General features: G+C 47.2%; 12 protein-coding genes. All 12 read left to right on the top strand.

The genetic code is table 11. The features are described from left to right. The first annotated feature begins 3 nt into the window (after positions 1 to 3). On the top strand, positions 4 to 3,321 hold the full coding sequence (locus AC5ZC7_RS18060) for a SusC/RagA family TonB-linked outer membrane protein (protein ID WP_496157507.1): 3,318 nt from the start codon (positions 4 to 6) through the stop codon (positions 3,319 to 3,321). An 18-nt stretch (positions 3,322 to 3,339) separates the two neighbouring features. Beyond that, positions 3,340 to 4,776 carry a RagB/SusD family nutrient uptake outer membrane protein gene (locus AC5ZC7_RS18055; protein WP_496157508.1) on the top strand — a complete coding sequence of 479 codons (1,437 nt, stop codon included), beginning with the start codon at positions 3,340 to 3,342 and terminating at the stop codon, positions 4,774 to 4,776. A 1-nt stretch (position 4,777) separates the two neighbouring features. Next, complete coding sequence (locus AC5ZC7_RS18050) at positions 4,778 to 7,117, top strand: PDZ domain-containing protein (RefSeq protein ID WP_496157509.1); 2,340 nt, start codon at positions 4,778 to 4,780, stop codon at positions 7,115 to 7,117. 129 nt (positions 7,118 to 7,246) lie between these two features. Next, complete coding sequence (locus AC5ZC7_RS18045) at positions 7,247 to 7,852, top strand: sigma-70 family RNA polymerase sigma factor (protein ID WP_496157510.1); 606 nt, start codon at positions 7,247 to 7,249, stop codon at positions 7,850 to 7,852. A gap of 91 nt (positions 7,853 to 7,943) precedes the next feature. Then, positions 7,944 to 9,050, top strand: a complete 1,107-nt coding sequence (locus AC5ZC7_RS18040; RefSeq protein WP_496157511.1) for a FecR domain-containing protein — start codon at positions 7,944 to 7,946, stop codon at positions 9,048 to 9,050. A gap of 122 nt (positions 9,051 to 9,172) precedes the next feature. After that, entirely contained in the window at positions 9,173 to 12,580 is a 3,408-nt protein-coding gene (locus AC5ZC7_RS18035) for a SusC/RagA family TonB-linked outer membrane protein (protein ID WP_496157512.1), read from the top strand. Between the two features lie 19 nt (positions 12,581 to 12,599). Next, positions 12,600 to 14,033, top strand: a complete 1,434-nt coding sequence (locus AC5ZC7_RS18030; RefSeq protein ID WP_496157513.1) for a RagB/SusD family nutrient uptake outer membrane protein — start codon at positions 12,600 to 12,602, stop codon at positions 14,031 to 14,033. A 24-nt stretch (positions 14,034 to 14,057) separates the two neighbouring features. Then, the gene (locus AC5ZC7_RS18025) at positions 14,058 to 14,930 is read left to right on the top strand and encodes a DUF4843 domain-containing protein (protein WP_496157514.1); all 873 of its coding nucleotides are present in this window, start codon (positions 14,058 to 14,060) and stop codon (positions 14,928 to 14,930) included. A 31-nt stretch (positions 14,931 to 14,961) separates the two neighbouring features. Next, positions 14,962 to 16,596 (top strand): PKD-like family lipoprotein, encoded by a 1,635-nt coding sequence (locus tag AC5ZC7_RS18020; RefSeq protein ID WP_496157515.1) that lies wholly within the window; start codon positions 14,962 to 14,964, stop codon positions 16,594 to 16,596. A gap of 149 nt (positions 16,597 to 16,745) precedes the next feature. Continuing rightward, positions 16,746 to 17,324: an RNA polymerase sigma-70 factor gene (locus AC5ZC7_RS18015; protein WP_496157516.1), complete on the top strand. Its 579-nt coding sequence runs from the start codon at positions 16,746 to 16,748 to the stop codon at positions 17,322 to 17,324. 221 nt (positions 17,325 to 17,545) lie between these two features. After that, positions 17,546 to 18,577 carry a FecR domain-containing protein gene (locus AC5ZC7_RS18010; protein ID WP_496157517.1) on the top strand — a complete coding sequence of 344 codons (1,032 nt, stop codon included), beginning with the start codon at positions 17,546 to 17,548 and terminating at the stop codon, positions 18,575 to 18,577. A 203-nt stretch (positions 18,578 to 18,780) separates the two neighbouring features. Beyond that, positions 18,781 to 22,257: a SusC/RagA family TonB-linked outer membrane protein gene (locus AC5ZC7_RS18005; protein ID WP_496157518.1), complete on the top strand. Its 3,477-nt coding sequence runs from the start codon at positions 18,781 to 18,783 to the stop codon at positions 22,255 to 22,257. Positions 22,258 to 22,262 lie beyond the last annotated feature (5 nt).

Below are 22,262 nucleotides of genomic sequence, written 5' to 3'. Positions count from 1 at the left end.
GTTATGAAATTGACTGCAAGTCTACTTTTATTAACGCTACTACAGGTAAGTGCCAAAACATTTTCCCAGTCGGTGACCCTGAAAGGGAACGCCGTACCCGTGGAACAGCTGTTCGATCGCATCAAAGATCAAACAGGATACGCCTTTGTATACGATGCCGCCCTGCTGAAAAAAGCACACCCCATCGCATTGGATATTAAAAATATGCCACTGGCAGATGCACTCCGCCTCATTGTCAAAGACCAACCATTTACTTGCGACATCAGGCACAAAATTATTGTCGTCAAAGAAAGCAAGATATCATCCACCACCACCGTGGTAGCCGCACAAACCATCAGCGGTAAAGTGCTCGATGAAAAAGGACAAGCCGTGGAAAATGCTACCGTAACCCTGCTACCCGGCGCCAAAGGCGCCCTGACCGATGCCAGAGGAGCCTTTAACATCACCGGCGTAGCCCCCGGCAGTTATACCCTGCGGGTGACTTTTATCGGCTATACAACCTATGAACAGAAAATTACGGTCGATAAAGACCTGACCAACCTGCAAATCATTTTAAAGGCATCTTCCAGTTCCCTGAATGATATTGTTATTGTTGGATATGGTACCGCTAAGAAATCAGATATTACCGGCGCTATTTCCTCGGTTACGTCAGATGAACTGACCCAGGTAAATGCGGTTTCAAACGTATCACAGGCCTTACAGGGCCACGTGGCAGGTGTACAGGTAAACCAGGCCTCCGGTCAGCCCGGCGAGTTTATGCGCATCAAAATCAGGGGCACTACCTCTATTGGCGCCAGCAGCAACCCACTATATGTAGTAGATGGACTGCCACTGGACGATGTAACCTCCCAGCTAAACCCCGATGATATAGAGCGACTGGAAGTGCTGAAAGATGCTTCTGCGACCGCCATCTACGGTTCCCGCGGCGCTAACGGCGTTATCCTCATCACCACCAAACGTGGTAAAACAGGTAAAGCCAAAGTAAGCTACAGTGGCTACTATGGCGTACAGCAGCTGCGGAAGAAAATGGACTTGATCAATGCCCACGACTTTGCTACCCTGCAAAATGAAGTGGCCACCAATGATGGTGCGCCATTACCATGGACTGCCGCACAGATAGACTCGCTCAAAGGCAAAGGCACCGACTGGCAAAACCTGGTGTATCGTAAAGCACCTGTACAGGATCACAACATCTCTATCTCCGGCGGTAATGAAACCACGAAGTATTTTACTTCCTTCGGATACTTTAACCAGGATGGGATTATCGAGAACTCGTCTTTCAGAAGAATTTCTTTCAGGACCAACCTGGATCAAACGATTACTGATCATTTTAATATCACGTCTAACCTGTCCATGCAGCAATCCAGGTATGCGCAGGCGCAGTACCAGGGCGCAGAAGGCGGCGGTGGCGTTCCCTGGACTACCATGGTGATTCCGGCTACACAACCGGTATATAATCCCGATGGCTCCTACACCCGTTTCACCGGCGTACCCTGGGGAGAATCTAACCCGGTAGGTATTTCCAAAGAATTGTACCAGCCAACAAACGGTACCCGTATCATTGGCAATGTAGCGCTGAACTATAAAATTATTCCGGGCCTGCTGCTGAAACTCTCTGCCGGTATCGATAAAAATGATGTGAAAGAAGATTACTACGCACCGGGCACCATTACTATTGGTCGCGGTACAGATAAAGATGGTAATCCCATTTCCGGCGTAGCCAGAAGGAATTATAGCAATAGCCTGACTTTCATCAATGAAAATACACTGAGCTACAACAAAACTTTCGGCGCACATACCATCGATGCAGTAGGAGGGATCACTTATCAGCAAACAGCCATCGATGGCCTGAGAAGCGGTGATGCTACCGGTTTTATCACGGATCTCTATAAGAATAATAACATGGGCGCAGCCGTGGTGCCTGCGCAACCCAATACCTATTACAACGACTATAAGCTGGTTTCTTACCTGGGCAGGGTCAACTACAACTACAAAGGAAAATACTATGCTACCGTGACGGGCAGGTACGATGGATCTTCCAAGTTTGGAAAGAACAATAAATTCGCCTTCTTTCCTTCTGCCGCGCTGAGCTGGAACGTGTCACAGGAAGAGTTCCTGAAAAACAGCCGCGATGTTTCCAACCTGAAGCTACGGGTGAGTTATGGCGCCGCCGGTAATCAGGCCATCGATCCTTACCAGACGTTGGCCGCTATGAGTGCTACCACCATTGTACTTAACAACACGCAGTACAACGGCTTCATACCGTCTTCACTGGATAATAGTGGCCTGAAATGGGAAACCACCCGTCAGTTTGACGCCGGCTTCGATCTCAGCCTGTTTAAGGATCGCGTCATGATTACGGCCGACTATTATAACAAACGTACCAGCGACCTGCTGTTGTCTGTAAGCCTGCCTTCTTCCAGCGGTTATAACAATGTGATACAAAACGTGGGCGTCATCAATAACAAAGGCTTTGAATTCCAGGTAAACACCCGTAACCTCATTGGTCCTTTTAAATGGGAGTCTGCGCTGACTTTCACCAGCAACCGCACCAAAGTGCTGGACCTGGGTAAAGATGCACAAGGCAAAGAAATTACCTACAAGGAAATTGGCGCCGGTGGTAACTGGTTCCCTACCATCGTCGGACAATCTATGATGCAGCTGTATGGCTACACCGTTACCGGCGTATATCAAACCGACCAGGAAGCCATCGCTAATGGCGAACCTTCCAAACATGCCGGTGACTACAAATTCAAAAACTGGGACGGAAAAGGCACTGTCAATGATGCGGATGACCGCACCGTGATTTCCCACCTGGAACCTACATTTACTTTTGGCTTCAACAATAGTTTCTCTTACAAAAACTTTGATCTGTCACTGCTCTTCGTAGGATCTTATGGTAATGATATTGTGAACGAATTCCGCAAATACAATATCACCATGAACGGTAAATGGACTCCTACACAAGCGGCATTCGACAACCGTTGGAAAGGTGCCGGTACCAGCACTACCATCGATAAACCCTCTGCCAACAGTGGCAACTCCATCCGTGATTATGCCAATAGCTTATGGGTGGAAGATGGCTCCTATCTGCGTCTCCGCGACATTACGCTGGGCTATACTTTTAATGCGAAACAATTATCGTTTGCAAAAGTGGCCGCTATCCGCGTGTACGTAAGTGCCCAAAACTGGTTAACGCTGACGAACTACTCCGGCTACGATCCGGAAGTATCCTGGGCAATTCCTACAGTGAATGGCTGGGACAGGGGAAACTATCCTTCTACCAAATCTATTACGGTAGGTGCTAAAGTTAATTTTTAACATTGTAAATGTTGAGAGATGAAAAACGGTTTATTATTACTTGTCTGCATATTATGCCCGGCTATCTTCCTGTTGCCGGCCTGTAAAAAAACATTAGAAGAAAATCCGCGCTCTTCTATTAGCCCGGATACTTATTTTAAGAATCCCGATAGTTATGAATCGGCTGTGGTTGGCGCTTATGCCGGGTTACCGCTGAATGTAACAGAACTGAATGAAATGTTTTCTGATATCTATGGCACCCCGCAACCGGCGGAGCAGGTGTTGCCAATTTATCAAAATCAGCCATCAGCGAATTTCTATTCTTCCGGTAATGCCTGGGGCATACCGTTTTCCATGGTAAAGAATGCCAATTTCATTTTAGAGAAATTACCGGCAGCGCCTTTGGCAGATGGAAAGAAAACACAGCTGGAAGCAGAAGCCCGCTTCCTCAGAGGCTACGCTTTTTTCTACCTCGTACAAATGTTCGGAGATGTGCCGTTGCCGTTAAAGGCGGCCAGCAACTACCAGGATGTACAGCTGCCACGCACGCCACAGGCCGACGTATACACACAGGTACTCAATGACCTCACTTATGCAGAAGCTAATTTGCCGGACGTAGCGCCACAACAGGGTCGCGTATACAAACTGGTAGCCACTGCGCTGCTGGCAAAAGTATACCTCACCATGGCCGGCAACCCGCTGAACAAAACAGAGAATTATGTAAAGGCAAGAGACAAAGCTCTGGCGGTAATAGGCGCAGGCAAGTTTACCCTGAAAGATAACTATGCCGATGTATTTCATAATGTAGCTTATACCAGTGAATCTATCTGGGAAAAACAATATATTCCGGGCCGGCAGAGCAATCCTCTACACGGACAAACTTCCCCGGCGCCCGGTTATGTGCCGATTTTGCTCCCGGCTACCTGGTTTATCAATAGCTATGCTCCCGGCGACCAGCGTAAAGCATGGGGAATCAAAACGAATTATCCTTCCCCTGCAGGCGGTATGCTACCAGCCTTCTTTTCCAAATTCGTAGACCTCACCACCATTGATCAAAACATTGGGCCGTCTACTGCCATAGTGCCGTATTCCTTTCCTATACTGCGTTTGGCAGAGATGTACCTGGTGGCGGCAGAAGCAGAAAATGAAGCCAATGGTCCCGCGCAGGCGTATCAGTATATCAATAAAATCCGCTGGCGCGCCCGGATAAATAAGAACAGTACCATCGATGTACCGGATCTGAAAAATCTCAGCAAAGAGCAGTTCCGCGATGCGGTGTTGATGGAACGTAAATGGGAACTGTCTAACGAAGGAGATGCCTGGTTTGACCTGAAACGCACCAATACCTTTCAGCGTATTCAGGCCGCGAGACCAACTTCCCTGAGTGTGCCCATTGGCGCCTATAACCAAACCTGGCTGATACCAACACAGGAAATTACCAATAATAATATCAAACAGAATCCGCAGTATCAATAGTATGAGAAAGAGCTTCTTCTTTTGTTGCATTATGCTCACCGCTCAATTGGCTGGTGCGCAAACCGTTTTGCATGTATCGGTAACCGGCAACGACCGGCAACCCGGTACCGCCGCAAAGCCTTTGAAAACAGTGAGCCGGGCAGTAGAGCTGGCCACGAAGAAAAAGAATGAACCCGTAACCGTGTGGCTGCACGGCGGTACGTATTACCTGGATCAGCCCATTACCCTGCAGGCCGCCAATATGGCCTGCAGAAGCCTGGAAATAAGCGCCTGGCAACAGGAAGAAGTATTCATCAGCGCAGGGCGTTCATTATTACTGGATTGGAAGCCCTGGAAAAATGGCATTTATGTAGCCACAGTGCCGGCAGGTGTTACCTTTGAACGACTATTTATAAACGGCCGCCTGCAAGTATTGGCGCGGTATCCCAACTATGATTCCACCGCCAAAGTATTTCATGGCACCGCAGCAGATGCATTGAGTCGCGCCGGTAAGTGGCAGCACCCGGAAAACGGCTATGTACACGCCTTACACGCGTACGACTGGGGCGGCTTTCATTACCGGATCACCGGTAAAAAAGATACCCTTGCCCTGGAAGGCGGCTGGCAGAACAACCGGCCTAACAACATGCACCCGGAATATCGCTTCGTGGAAAACAACCTGGAAGAACTGGATGTGCCCAGCGAATGGTTCCTCGATAATAACACCCACCAGTTATATTATTATCCTGCGGGAGATGTACAACTGCAACAGGCACGCATAGAAGCCGCACATTTAAAGAATAGTATTGTATTGCGCGGATCTGCTACCTCCCCGGTGAAAAATGTGACCCTGCGCGGCCTGCATTTTATACATAATGAACGTACGTTTATGGATACCCGTGAGCCCCTGTTGCGGAGCGACTGGACCATCTATCGCGGAGGCGCCGTGCTGCTGGATGGCACAGAAAACTGCCACATTACCGATTGTGCTTTCAGTGACCTGGGAGGCAACGCTATTATGCTGAGTAACTATAACTATCATGATACCATTAGCGGTTGTTACCTGCATCACCTGGGCGCCAGCGCGGTTTGTTTTGTGGGAGATGTGAAAGCAGTGCGTTCACCAAACTTCAAATATGAAGACTTTACCCCGTATGCGAAACTGGACAAAACGCCTGGTCCGGCTACTAACAACTATCCACAGGCATGCGTGGTGACCAACAGCCTCATTCATCACGTAGGCGAAATAGAAAAGCAGGCCACCGGCGTAGAGATCACCATTTCGTCCGGCATTACCGTGAGCCATAACAGTATCTACAATACACCCCGTGCCGGTATCAATATTGGCGACGGCTGTTTCGGCGGACACCTGCTGGCCTGCAACGATGTATTCAATACCGTGATGGAAACCGGCGACCATGGTGCATTCAATTCGTGGGGGCGTGACCGTTACTGGGCGCCGGACCGGGCCTACATGGACAGCCTGGCGGCCGCACATCCGGAGTTAATACTTCTGGATGCACAGCAAACCACCACTATCTGCAACAACCGCTTCCGCTGCGATCATGGCTGGGACATAGACCTCGACGATGGTTCCTCCCATTATCATATCTACAATAACGTATGTTTAAACGGCGGATTAAAGCTCCGGGAAGGATTTCAGCGTATCGTAGAGAATAATATTATGATCAACAATTCCTTCCACCCGCATGTATGGTTTAAAAACAGCGGAGACGTGTTCGCGCATAATATTGTTACCCGTAAGTATGCTCCCATAGAGATCAAAGACTGGGGCAAAGAAGTAGATGATAACCTGTTCCCTGATGCAGCTGCATTACAGGAAGCGCGATTACAGGGAACAGATGCGCATAGTATCATAGGGGATCCACAATTTGCAGATGCCGCGGCAGGTAACTACCGGGTAGCACCTACCTCACCTGCGCTGCAGATTGGATTTAAGAATATTCCCATGGACAGCTTTGGAGTAATGAAACCAGCGCTGCGGCAAATAGCCCTGCAACCGGAAATTCCAGCGTTTTTAAACCTGAGTTTAGCGGAAAAGAAAATCACCCGGCTGGACCTGCTCGGTGGTCAACTCAAATCCATTGAAGGATTGGGTGAACGCTCCGCCTATGGCCTGGCAGATGAATCGGGGGTGCTGGTGTTGAGCATCGGTGACAACACCGCGATGTCATCTTCCGGTATAAAACCAAAAGACGTGATCATTATGGCAGACGGTAAACCCGTAAAAGCAGTGGGAGACCTGCAGGATATTGTGAAAGCAGCTGCCTGGAAAGGGAAAATTCCGGTGAAGGTAATGCGTAGTCAACAGGTAAAAGAATGCATGCTCCAGGTGAACTAAGCCAACAAATAATTATCAATAGCGATTCCCCCGCCGGATAAACAAATCTTGCGGGGGAATTTTTTTTTTATACTTTAGGCGAATAAATAACCACCAGGAAATAGCCGGCGGTAAAAAAAAGCTAATAATATGATTAGTCCCTTGAGCGAACAGGAACTAATACAGCGGATTTCGCAAGGAAATGAAAAAGCGTTTGCTACGCTTTATAACCAGTATCAACCAAAGCTACACCTGTTTATTTATCCGCTTACCGGCTGCTCCAGGCAGGATACCGATGAGGTGATACAGGATGTTTTCTTTAAACTCTGGCTGCGACGGGATATGTTGATCACTATTCAGTCTTTGCAGGCTTATCTTTTTATGATGGCCCGTAACCGCCTGCGCGACTGGCACCGTAGCCAGCAGCTGCAGCAACAGCTGGTGCATACCCTTACCCAGCAACAACCGGCACAACACGAAGAAGTAACCGACAGCAGTCATTTTAAAGAGTATACCGCCATTGCTCAGCGTGCCATCTCCCTGCTGTCTGATCAGAAAAGGAAGATTTTCGCCATGCGCCATGAGCAGGACCTGTCACTTGATGAAATAGCCGATACTTTACAGATCACCAAATTCGGCGTCAAAAAACAATTATATGATGCAGTGAAGTTTGTGAAAAATTACCTGAAAACCCATGCAGGCATAGATATGCCAGTGATCCTGCTACTGATTTACTGCTTTCCTCCCCTCCGTTAAAAATATTTTTTAAAAGAAAGGTGTGCTTTTGATTGGCTCATCCGTCTTACTATGGACAATGGCTATGCAAAGAGATCATATTATCCTTTTAATGGACAAATTTTTGGCCGGCACCCTTTCTTCCGCAGAGGAACAAATACTGGGCGACGCCATTAAAACTGTTGCTACTACAGACTACGAGTGGTTGTTGCAACATTATGAACAGCAAATACAACATTTCTCAACGGATGCCCCCGCTGATCAATCGCTATTGGTTAAGATTCAGCATAAGATCCGGGAAAGGGAAGCCGAGCTGACAACGGTGAAGCTTATACGCTGGACGTACTATGCGGCTGCCGCTGTATTACTGCTGGTAGCCATTGCCGGAAGCCGCTATTGGCTTGCAAGGGCGCCGGTAAACACTCCAGCCGTAGCTGCCGTCATCCCGGCTGGCAGCAACAAAGCCCTGCTCACATTGGCGGATGGTGCGGTAGTACAGTTGGATAGTTCCAGCAAAATCATTCCATTGGGTAAAAGCAATATCATACAAAAAGAAGGGCAACTAAAATATGATGCGGCCACCACCACAGTCACCTATAATACCCTTACTACACCAAGAGGTGGACAATACCAGTTGCTGTTACCAGACGGTAGCCGGGTATGGCTCAACGCCGCCTCTTCACTGTACTATCCTACTGCTTTCGCTGGCAAAGAAAGAAAAGTAGTACTGAGCGGAGAAGCCTATTTCGAAGTAGCACCAGATGCTGCCCAACCATTTGTGGTACAAAGCGATAAAACCACCATACAGGTGTTGGGAACGGCATTTAATATCATGGCCTATACCGATGAACCAAGCCAGCAAACAGCGCTGGTGAGCGGTAGCATTAAAGTGGGTTACGAAGGACAACAAACGTTGGTAACACCGGGAAATATGGCAGTAGTAAAAGCGGGGGCGCTATCCCTGGCAGCTGCTGATATAGAGCAGGTCACCGCCTGGAAAAACGGATTGCTGGCATTAAATGCCACCAGCCTGAAAGGGCTGATGCGGCAGGTAGCACGCTGGTATGATGTGGAGGTCCGATACGAAGGAGAGGTGCCTGACCGGCAGTTTGGCGGTATCATGAGCAGGAATACACAACTGTCTACACTCATCGCATTTCTGAAGAAAAGTGGTGTTAACATTAAACAAACAAACCGGGTAATCACCATTATGCCCTGATCCGACATTATAATAGTATCAATATCAACCAAAGAAAGTTCAGCGTATTGCAACGTGGCAAGCGGGAGTACTAATGCTATGCCTGTCAGACGCGGACTCGTTAAAAATCAAAAACCAACCACATGAATTTTTCGTCAACCAAAATGTTGTCGGTTATGAAGATGACTGCCATGCTGTTGCTGGTGGCCGCACTACAGGTGAGTGCCACCACATATGGGCAACAGGTAAATTTAACTGTCCGAAAAATGCCGTTGGATAAAGTATTCACGGCATTGGGAAAACAAACCGGCTACGCCTTTTTCTGGGATCAGCAATTGCTGAATAGTATGGCGCCAGTTACCGTGTCATTGCACAATGTTTCCCTGCGCGAAGCGCTCAATGCCTGCCTGGCCGGTAGCCCCCTCAGGTATGAACTGGTGGACGCAGATAAATCTGTATTCATCCGTAAAAACGTAGTCGATGTTATTCCCGTGAACACATCTACGCAGCAGGTGATGATTCATGGTCATGTGGCAGATCCGCAGAAAGTACCACTGGCAGGGGTTACCATCAGTGTGAAAGGTACACCACGAGGCACCATCACGGATGAGAAAGGGGACTTTACATTAGCCATTGCAGACGCAAGATCTGTCCTGGTATATAGCATGCTGGGCTATGAAACACTGGAGCAGCCTGTTGCCGGTAAATCTGTTTTTAACGTCACCTTGCAACGTAAAGTACAACGTATCGGGGAGGTAATGGTGACCACTGGTATCTTCAGCCGCCGCAAAGAAAGCTTTACCGGTGATGCCGCCACTTACACCGGCGAACAATTGAATACCGTAGGCAACCAGAATGTGCTGCAAAGCCTGAAATCACTCGACCCCGCTTTCATCGTCATCGATAATAACATGGCAGGGTCTAACCCCAATGTGATGCCGAATATGGTGATCCAGGGAAAATCCAGCATCATTGGTACGGTAGACAAGTTTTCAAAAGATCCCAATCAACCATTGTTTATTCTCGATGGATTTGAAACAACTATCGAAACGGTAATCGGATTGGACATGAACCGCATTGCAGCAGTAACAGTGTTGAAAGATGCGGCCTCTACTGCCATTTACGGCTCCAAAGCGGCCAACGGTGTTATTGTAATTGAAACAAAATTACCCCGGCCAGGTAAAATGAATCTTTCCCTCACCCTCGATAATACGACGTCTTTTGCCGATCTGCGTGACTATAACATGATGAATGCCGCAGAAAAACTGGAGTTTGAAAGGCTCACCAATATGTATACTACCAGCCTGGATAATACCGCTAAATACAATAAGCTGCAACAGGCTTACAATAAACACCTCACGGATGTATTAAGTGGTGTAGATACCTACTGGATGGGATATCCTATTCGTAAAACTTCCCTGGCAAATACTTATTCCATACAGGCCGATGGAGGAGATAATAAATTCAGGTATGGTATCGGTGCTAAATACCGGGATCAACCCGGCGTGATGAAAGGATCCCAGCGGAATACCGCCAGCGCTAACGTAGACCTGGTATATCGCCCCGGTAAATTCTCTTTCTCCAACCGCATATTGCTGAATACTTTTAAAGCGAAAGAATCAGAATATGGCAGTTTCTCGGATTTTGTAAATACCATTCCATATTACAAACCTTCTATGGATAAATACCTGGAAGTAAGAAATGACCTTTACAACGACGGAGATGTATATGTCTGGAACCCTTTGTACCAGGCTCGGTTACCTAAAAAAGATCAGACCCAGGATGTGGAGTTCACTAACCAGTTGCAGTCTTACTACATGGTTAATGATCAGCTCAGGATTGAAGCCAAATTTGCGATGACCTATGGCACCAATGAAAGGGAAGTATATCATTCACCGGAAATGGAGGAGTTTAAGAATAACGAGGTAGCACAACGGGGTAGTTACAGCGATACACGTATGCGCCGGTTTAACTACCAGGGCTTCTTACAGGCCAGCTACGGTAAGATATGGAATAACGTACATGAGCTAAATGTAGTACCCGGATTTTACTTTGACGGCTCTAAAAATATCATGAATAGCTATACGGTAACTGGTTTTCCGGCCGTGCAGCAAATTTCCCCTGCATTTGGTTCAGGGTATCCGGAAGGTGGCACGCCTGGCTACACAACAGCGGTTACCCGCTCTGTTAGCGGTTTCGTGAATGCTTATTATGGATGGCGTCGAAAGTATATGGTGGACTTCGACTACCGCAAAGATGGCTCCTCCATCTTTGGCGCCAGCAGAAGATATACCGATACCTGGACGGTAGGCGCTTCCTGGAACCTGCACAATGAGCCTTTTTTAAAGCCCGTGAAATGGATCAGTTATCTCAAATTGAGAGGTAGTATTGGTAATCCTGGGAACCAGAACTTTGCCGCTTATAACTCATTTACCACCCTCATGTATAATCAGGCCATGGTAAACATGTTTGGGCTGGGAACTAAAGTAGACACCTGGGGGAATGCAGACCTGGCCTGGCAGAAAACCCTGAAGAAAACCATTGGACTGGATGTACGCATGTTCCGGGAACGCATTTCATTGGTGACAAATGTATACAATAATTTTACGGACCCCTTGATTGTGGACATTGGCAATGCGCCGTCTACCGGCAGCGATAACATCATGTTTAATGTAGGAAATTCCCGCACCAAAGGGTTTGACTTTACCCTTTCTGCTGCGGTGATTGATATTCCGAAAGACCGGATTTCCCTGCGTATAAATGTAATGGGTAAACGAGAAAGCACTACTTATGGTGGACTCGGCAACGCATTAGACTTATTGAACCGGCAAAACCAGAATGCCGTGGGAGGCAGTAAAGATGGCTCTTTCCAGGATTATCAACTGGTGAATCAAAACTTACAACGCTATAAAGATGGCGGTCATCCGGATGATTTATGGGCAGTGCGCTCTATGGGTATAGATCCGGCAACAGGAAGGGAAATGTTCCTGACAAAAGACGGAGAGCTCACCTATACGTATGATGTAACCAATATTGTAAAAGTAGGGAACTCTATGCCACTCATGCAGGGTGCTATCGGCTTGTCCGGTCAATACAAAGGACTGTCTTTAAACGTAGTGATGCGCTATATGTGGAGGTCCCAGCAGTTTAATAATGCACTGTTCGGGAAAGTAGAGAACCTGGAACGTAACCAGGTATATAATGGCAACCTGGATAAAAGGGCGCTGTACGACCGCTGGAAGAAAGTGGGGGACAAGGCCCGGTTTGTAGGCATTCCTGACCTTACCTACTGGACAGGCGATGGGGCAGGATGGGGGAGTTCCAATATGTCGTCCCGCTTTATACAAACCGAAAATACATTGAGTGGAGAATCTTTTTCTGCCTCCTATAATTTTTATCAATCGAAATGGCTGAAGGTTTTGAAATTACAGGGGCTCAATATAACCGGTTATATGAATGATATTTTCCGGTTATCTAATATTAAAAGAGAACGTGGTATCGATTATCCCTACGCCCGCTCTTTCTCTTTCAAGGTCAATGCTACATTTTAAGGAATATCAATCAACTGCTATGAATAAGCTACTAAAACATATATGCCTGGCAGCAAGTATCCTGTTGTTTGCCAGCGCCTGTAATAAATACCTGGATGTAAAGCCGGAAACAAAAGTAGCATTGGAAGATGCTTTTGCTACGGAAGTAGGATATATGAACCAGTTGAATGGCGTATATCTTTCCATGACCTCTTTTGATATGTATGGTGGCCAGCTGAGTATGGCTATTCCAGATGTACTGGCACAACGTTACTACCAGGGAAGCAACTACGCTTATCGCGGTTTAGCTACCTATAATTATACCGATAACAAAACCAAAGGATTACTAAAAGCGGTATGGTCTAACCTTTACGGACAAATTGCGAACCTGAACCTGATACTGGATAATATAGACAGACAGCAACAGCTGTTTAGCGGCGACAACTACCACCTGATCAAGGGGGAAGCATTGGCACTGCGCACGTTTCTGCATTTTGATGTGTTACGTTTATATGGCCCTGTTTATGGAAGTATTGATTCCGTAGCGGTATCAGTACCTTATTATAGCTATCGTTCGCTGATGGCAAGACCTTATTTAAAGGCTAATCAGCTGATGGATAGTTTACAGGCAGATATCAGCGCCTCACTGGTATTATTGAAGAACGACCCGGTGATAAAATATGGTAGTTCGGGCGATACCACGCACATTTTTACTTCGGCCCGTACATTACGTTTCAATTATTACGCGGCTAAAACACTGGAGGCAAGGATGCTGCTGTACCGTCGCGATAAACCAGGTGCACTTTCAGCAGCACAGGAAGTAATCGCCTTACAGCCTTTGCTGTTTCCCTTTACAGATACGAAAGATGCCAGTGTAAAAGCAGACCCTTCACTGTTGGGCGATTGTGTATTCGAATTGCAAAACATCAAACTGCCCCTTAGTTATAATCAATTGTTTTCTTATGCACTTAGAGGGGAGGGGATGCTAACCCCCCGCCTGGATATTCTCAACAGCATTTACAGCGAAACTTCTGATGTGCGCATTAAATCAGCTGTGTGGGCTGCGCCACCAGATGGTTCCAGCTCCGGCAAATGCCTGTTTAAGTATGCTCCCATTTACTATGGCAACAGTCAGTTAAATGTGATGGTGCCTGTGATGCGGGCGGCGGAATGTTATTTGATTGCGGCGGAAGCAGCACCAGATAAGACTACTGGTATCCAATACTTAAGCACATTGCGGGTGGCGAGAAATACGCAACCGGTAGCAGCTACGGCTAATCTCACTACAGAACTGACCAGGGAATACAGAAGAGAGTTTTATGGAGAAGGACAACTATTCTATTACTATAAGCGACAGAATACGGCTTCTATTCCAGATCAAACAGTTACTACTACTACCGCTACCATTAAAATGGGCCGTGCCCAATATGTAGTGCCGATACCGGATGACGAAAAAATTGTACATCAACCCTGATTTATTCACTATTAATCCAGGAAAATGAAAAAATACTTTGCACATACTGTACTCCTGCTGATAGGGATAATATTCATCTTTTCCTGTAGAAAAGCAGGACTGATGGACTTTCATGCAGGTAATAATATTTACTTCTCCCCCTCACCTGATAAACTATATTCAGGAGTGGCAGATGCAAACGGGAAAATAGCGTACACACTTTTTACCAATAGTGCCATCGATACGGCAGCTATAGATACCCTATATACGAATTTTGGTTTTTTTGATGAACAGGCCACAGCGTTAACTTTCCTGATGACGGTGTCTTCCACGGGAGATACAGTTGGTTATGACCGGCCTTTTAGTTTGTCTGTTTTAGGTACCAGCACGTTGCCGGCCAGTGTGTATTCCATTAAGCAGGAAGACTGTGTGATCCGGCACGGCAGGGCATCGGCATCGGTGCCGGTAACAGTGCGCCGGGATCAGCTGCTTCGCAAGAAAAACCTGTTTCTCACGGTGCAACTGGAAAGTAACGATGCTTTCAAAACCACTTATTATCATAAGCTGGTGAAAACAAACCCTGACAGGTACAAGAGTACGCTTACACGTACATATGCGGTAGCAGATAATCTGCCGCAACCCACCTGGTGGAAGTCTGATAACAGCCTGGGTAATTATTGCTTTGGTAATTTTTCCCTTACCAAAATGAAGATGCTGATCACAGATTTGAATATTCCTTTGGGTTCGCTGTTGGCAGATCAACCATCTATCAGCTATTTGCTTGGATTGGCCCAGGTATACAATTGCCATCTCGCGAAAGCAAGACAGGCACAACACCCGGTGATGGATCAGGATGATGATACGGGTGAAATATTTGAAATGGAGTCTAGCGATGGTGGCGGTGCGGCCTGTGAGTAATCCCCTTTTATTAACCAGGAAAAATAAATCTATGAAGATATCAATAATAGCTTGGACCGGTGTACTGGTAGCTTTCACTATCCTCATCTGTAGTGGATGTTACAAAGACCTGGGTAACTATGACTATAAAAAAGTCAACGAAATACAAATCGATTCTTTGCCTAATGCTATTCTTGTTAACCAGTTTGACTCACTGAAGTTAACACCTGTTGTAAAGCTCAGCATAGACGGAGCTAACGTAGACGATACTACGTTGTATAGCTACCGCTGGATTATTGGCCAGCGGGATTCTACCAAAGAATTATCTACGGCAGTAGTGGTAAGCTCCACCCGTGTGCTGGCGGTGAAAGTATGGGTGCCGGTAGGCCGTTATGGCCTTTACCTGGAAGTTCGTGACAAGAAAAGCAACCAGGTATATTTACAACATACCAATAACCTGGTGGTGGGGTCTGCTACCTATGAAGGATGGCTTGTACTGAGCGATGTAAAGGGAGATGCCCAACTCGATATGATCGCTTATGCCAATGGCAGCTCCAATATTGTGCATAATATCCTGGACCAGTCGCCCGATTTACCCAGGCCACTCAAAGGGCCGCGAAAAATTGCTTTCTATTATACCAGTACCTATAATGCAGTACCTGCGCTTTTCCATGGCCCCAAATTGTCGGTGGCAGATCGTTCCTGGGTATATCTGAGTACAGATCAGGGTACCTGGAAAATGAGAGGAGATTATATGTACACCACCAGCAAATGGAATGTACGCAATGAATTCCTGATACCACCAGATAGCACCACTTTTATACCCGGTTTCGTGGGTAACGGCGAAGGCTCTACACACCGGGAAGATTGCTATCTGTATGATGGGAAAGGAAATTTTTATGAGCGAAATGCCTATAACTATTATGTAAATAGCATCAATCAGGTAACAGGCGAGGGAGAATTCAAAGCCGCTCCTTTTTTAGGACGGGCATTCACTTATTCCTGGTCAGAGTACACCGTACTCTTTGACGTGAATAAGAAACGTTTCCTCCGCAGTTTCCCGGAAGATGGCAACTGCTCTACCATCCCCGCACCCGCCGGCACACCGCTGTTTGATTTTGACAACGTAGGAATGGACCTGGTATGGATGAAAAGCATGGATGGTCTGAACCTTACTTATGCCGTGATGCGCGACCCCGCAGGGGTTTACTGGCTGCTCACCTTCGATGCGCGTAACGTGGTGACACAAAATACCATGACAAAAATTACTGCCCCGGAAATTGATAAAGCCACTTTGTTTACCATCGACAAAAATTATGGTACCCTGTTTTATAGCGCAGGCACAAAGGTATATGCTGTGCACAAAGACTTCCCCTCCCAATACTACCTGGTATATGATGCGGGCAATCGCAAAATCTCCTGGTTAGATCAGCACCAATTCACCGCTGGGAGAGATGTGTACAATGGGGATATCAACGGGGTGCCGAATACCACCAACCTGCCACCGTATAAAGCCAACTGGCTGGGCATCGCTACCTATGACCCGGCCAACCCGGATCCTGGTACCGGTACAGTGAGCTTCTATTTCGCACAGGATTTCCTGGTGAATCACGCCGCCCTCAGTAAAAAAGAAGAATATACCGGCTTCGGGAAAATAGTCAGTATGTCATATAGGGAAAGATTTTAATCAAGCCAACCAACCATTAACCCAAACAAAGCCCTGTAGCACTAGTTGTTGCAGGGTTTTTGTTTTGCAGAATTATTGTGAATGAAATAATATTTAGTATTTTTTATTAAAAAGTAGTTGGGTTTATCAGAAAAATTTTATTTTGTGGTATGCACGTGACCATGGAAGCGTTACTATATCGCATACAATTTCATGACGACCAACAAGCCTTCAAAGCGCTGTATCAGCAGCAGGTATTCAGATTATACCAGTTTGCTTTTGCATTCCTGAAACAGCGACAGCCGGCGGAAGAGATCGTAAATGACGTATTTGTGAAGCTCTGGGAAAAACGGCATCAGCTCGATAAGATCAGCGAAATAAAAGTATACCTCTACGTAGCGGTGAAAAACGCTTCCCTGAATTACCTGCGTAAAGCCACCATCTTTACGGAAACAGACCTGGACTCCCTCCATGTACAACATTTCCGCCTCGAAGCAGATACCGCGCAACTACTGCTGACCCATGAACTGCAGGAAGCCATTGCCGCCGCCATCCAGCAACTACCACCCAAATGTAAGCTCATCTTTAAACTGGTAAAACAAGACGAACTATCGTATAAAGAAGTAGCCGGTATTTTAGGGATCTCTCCCAAAACAGTAGACGCACAACTCACTATTGCCATGAAAAAGCTGGCAGTCCAACTGCAACCCTTCACGCCAGTGCCGGGCAACAGCGCTCACCATTGCTGACGCGGACTTTGTCTTGGGGCAGGATTATACTGATTATACTGATTTTTGTTTTTGAGTTTAAAAAATGGGGAGATAGAAGTTGATTTCTTCTTTTATAATCAAAAAATAGAAATCAGTATAATCAGTATAATCCTGTCCCAAGGCAAAAAAATATTTTTTCCCATCCCTTAGGGAATCTCTTTTCCATTCGTGTCCCTATACAAGATCCTATCTGGAAATAAATGAAATCAGAACGAATTGCAGCACTGTTGGCAAAAAAAGCAGGACAGGCTGCCACTATAGAAGAGTTGGAAGAATTGGCCCGTTTACTGGCGGCAGATCCTGATGCGGCTTACCTGGCCAGCGTAGTGGATGCCATTGGCGCCAACGATGAAACCGCAGCTACCGCATTCGCCACCGCCGGATGGGAACAGGTGGCAGGTAAACTAACGGTAGCGCCTACACCGCTGCTCCGTAAAGCCGGTTTCTGGTGGGCGGCCGCTGCTATCATCGGTCTTATCCTGGCCGCCGGTATCGGCTGGCAAATGACACAGCAGCGTAAAGTGGCACCACTGGCCGCTGCCCGGCAACAACTGGCAGCGCCCCTGGGCAAAACCGTGAAAGCACTGCTCCCCGATGGCAGCTCCGTATGGCTTAACGCAGGCAGCAAAATTAGCTATGATGCGGGGTTTAACCGCCATAACCGCAACATCACCGTTACCGGGGAAATATTCCTGGACGTTGTCAAAAATGAAGCACTGCCTTTTATTGTACACACCAGCAACCTGGATGTACACGTACTGGGCACTTGCTTTAATATCAAAGCCTACGACGACGATAGCCGGTCTGAAGTAACCGTGATAGGAGGAAAAGTACAGGTAATCATGCGCAACAGCCCGGAGAAAAAAGTAATCCTGCTGCCACATGAGAAACTGGTGCTGGCCGTAAAACCCAACACCACCACAACACAGCCATCCCCGCACGTGAACTTCCAGGTACAGGGACTCAATGGCACCGCCGATACCAGCCTCGTTATGGAAACCGCCTGGCGTGATCAGAAACTGGCCTTCATGAATGAAACCTTTGAAGAAGTAGCCCGGAAAATGGAACGACAGTTCAACGTCACCATCTCTTTTGAAGACAATAGTTTGAAAACGGAAATACTCAGCGGCGTATTTGAAAAAGAAAATATCGGTAAAGCATTGCAACTGCTACAAATGATTACACCATTCCACTATAAGATAGATCAGCAACACGTCTATCTGTCCAAATGAAAAACAAACCAATCAACATTTTATCAAACCAAAAAAACTACCTGTAATGCAAACACACACTTATCACTGCAGTACCTGAAAAGGGGAATAAAAAAGGAAGAGCATTCACTCTTCCTTCAAAAGGCTGAAATGTATCAACAGGGGTAAGCGGGCTTCGAAACTACACTTACACCCTTCTTTACAAACCTTTCTAAAACAAATCTATGAAAAAAAGAAGATTTGGCAGGGCATCCTATGCGCTCCGCCAGACACTCAAACTATTCCTCTTTATGAAGTTATGCTTTGTATTGGTGCTGATATCCTGCCTGCATGCTTCCGCTACCGTTTTTTCCCAGGAAAAATTCACCCTGTCTTTTGTGAAAACGGATGCAGACAAAATTTTTGAGAAAATACAGAAAGAAAGCAATTATCGCTTCTTCTATAACTATAACTCCATCCGTCGGCTGGGCAAAATTGACCTGCAGGTAAAAGATGCCGGCCTCAGTGAAATCATGAGCCGCGTATTGGATAGCGCCATGACCTACAAAATTGTAGATCAAAACCTGGTGATCATTTCTCCCCGCACAGAAACCGCCGCAGATAAGGTGTCCGGCCGCGTGGAAGATGCGAAAGGCACCCCATTGGTGGGCGTTTCCGTGAAAGTGAAAGGCAGCAGCCAGGGCGCCATTACAGATGCTACGGGGAACTTCTCGCTTACTGCCTCCGCAGGCGCTGTACTGGTGGTGACTTACATGGGTTTTGAACCCAAAGAAGTAACCGTGAAGGACAACGAACCACTGCGTATCGTGCTGGAAGAATCTACCAGCGGCCTTAATGAAGTAGTGGTAATCGGTTATGGTACCCAGAAGAAAAAAGATGTTACCGGTGCTATCAGCTCCCTGGGAGGTAAAGACTTGCGCAATGTACCCGTACGGAACGCCGCCGAAGCCTTACAGGGAAAAGTAAGCGGCGTAACTGTTGTACAAAGCAGCGGTAGCCCCGGTTCTCCTCCCGTGGTACGTATTCGCGGTATCGGCTCTATCAACGGGCAGAATAGCCCGCTCTACATCGTAGATGGCTTACCACAAACAGATATTGGCTGGCTCAATCCCAACGACATTGAATCCATGGACATCCTCAAAGATGCCTCTACCGCCGCCATCTACGGCGCCAGGGCGTCTAACGGTGTGGTGATTGTAACCACCCGCAAAGGGAGTCGCACCGATCAGAAAATGCACGTGACCTTCGATACCTACACCGGTATGCAGTCCGCCTGGAAACGCCCGCATATGCTCAATGCAGCCGAATTCATGACGTACAAGCAAAGAGCCGCTGTAGCGGGTGGATCCCCTTTACCCGCCAGTATGGACACAGAAGAAAAAAGAGCACAACTGCTCAAATTTGTAACAGAGAATACCGGCAGTGCCAATGGCACCGACTGGTGGAAAGAAGTTATCCGGGACAATGCGCCTATACAAAGCTATAATGTAGGCTTAAGTGGCGCCGGCAAAAGCATTGTGTATGCTACCAGTGCCGGCTATATGAAACAGGAGGGTATTGTGAAAGGATCTGATTACGAACGCATCTCCTGGAGAACCAATGTAGGCGCCGATATCAGCTCCCGCGTGAAACTTACTACCAACATGAACCTGGTATATGAAAGCCGTCGTAACGTAGATGAAAATAATCCGTTTACCGGCACCATTTTCAGCGCTATGACCGCCGATCCCATTACACCGGTGTATCGTAACAACCTGAAAAATGTACCTGCTTTCTTTAACAGCATTATGGATGGTTATGAAGCCAATAACCCTTATTCCCGCTACGCCGGTATCCTGTACTCCAACAAACCTAACCCGGTAGCACAGGTAGAGCGCATGCAGCAAAGCGTGTGGGAGGGTATTGCGATCAAAGGCGGCGCCGCACTGGATGTGAAGATCATTGATCCACTTACTTTCCGTACCAACTTCGGCATGGATATTTCCCGCGGTATCTCCAAAGGTTTTTCACCTTCTTATTTCCTGAATCCTTTCGACTACGCTACCTATAACACCGTTAGCAATAATTCCAGCTGGGGTAATTATTTTGTGTGGGAAAACACCCTCAACTTCGATCAAACATTTGGAAAACACCATATCACTGCGCTGGCGGGTATTTCCACAGAACTAACCAAAGGGCTGAACTATGGCGCTTCCAAACAGGGCATCGTCAACAACGATCCTGATATGCGCATCATTGATGCGGCCACGCTGAATCCCGGTGCTTCCGGCTACACTTATTCCAGTTCCCTGCAATCCTTCTTTGGACGTATCAATTACGTATATGCTGACCGTTATATCCTGGCAGCGAATGTACGCCGCGATGGTACTTCCAGTTTCGGTGATGGTTATCGCTGGGGAACGTTCCCGTCCGCGTCCGCCGCATGGCGCTTTACAGAAGAAGATTTCCTGAAACGCGCAGGCATTTCCTGGTTAACAAGTGGTAAACTCCGCGCCAGCTACGGCGCCGTGGGCAACCAATATATTGGTGGGGGCAGCGGTTTGTATTTGTCCACTTACGGCAATACTTACCAACGCTATGTATTCGGCAATACCAGCACCGGCTTCCTGGGTGCAGAACGTAAAACAATGGCCAATCCTGCCCTGCAATGGGAAACTTCTTCCCAGGCAGATGTGGCGCTGGACCTCCAGTTGTTTAACGGTGAACTGGACGTTACCGTGGATTATTTCAACAAACGGGTGAACAACATGCTGGTGGTAATGCCATTACCGGCTACCATGGGCTATCCTACGGTCAACAACTTCTGGATGAATGGTGGCAGCATGGTCAACAAAGGCTGGGAATTGTCTGTTGGTCATCACCATACCTACGGTGATTTCTCTTATAATATCCGGGCTAATATTTCCACGTTTAAAAATGAGGTGCTGAGCATGGGCGGGGGAGAACCAATTTACTCCACTGCCCATTTGGGAGAAGTGATCAGCAAAACAGAAGAAGGCAAGCCGGTAGGTTACTATTTCGGCTGGCAAACCGACGGCATTTTCCAGACCCAGGCAGAAGTAGATAAAAGTCCCCAGAAAGGCGTGAGCACTCCCGGCGATCTCCGCTTCAAAGACATCAACGGTACCGATGCCAATGGTAAAGTAGTACCGGGTCCGGATGGCAAGCTGGATGCAGCAGATCGCACCATGATCGGAAATCCATGGCCGGATTTTGTATACGGTGTAAACATTGGCCTCAACTTTAAACGCTTTGATCTGAGCATGTTCTGGCAAGGCTCACAGGGCAATGATGTGATGAACATCCTGCGCTATGATACCGAAGCCGGTACGGGCTGGTATAATGCGCCTAAAGGCTTCCTGGACAAGGCCTGGAATGGTGCGGGATCTACCAATAAATACTATAAAATTTCTTCTGTGGCAGCGTTGAACAACAGTGTGTCTGATTATTTCGTGGAAGACGGCTCTTACCTGCGCCTGAAAAATGTGCAGCTGGGCTACAACTTCCCCGAGAAATGGCTGGAGCGTACCCGCATCCCACAGTTACGGATATACGTAGGCGCACAGAACCTGTTTACGTTCACCAAATACAGCGGCCTGGATCCTGAAATGGGCAGCGAAGATCCTAAACTGATGGGTATAGACCAGGGATATTTCCCGCAGGCCCGCACTTTTATGATCGGACTGAATGCCAGGTTTTAATCACT

It is taken from the genome of Chitinophaga sp. 9-1-y, from assembly GCF_059511905.2.
This window is presented reverse-complemented; position numbering and strand designations above follow the sequence as displayed.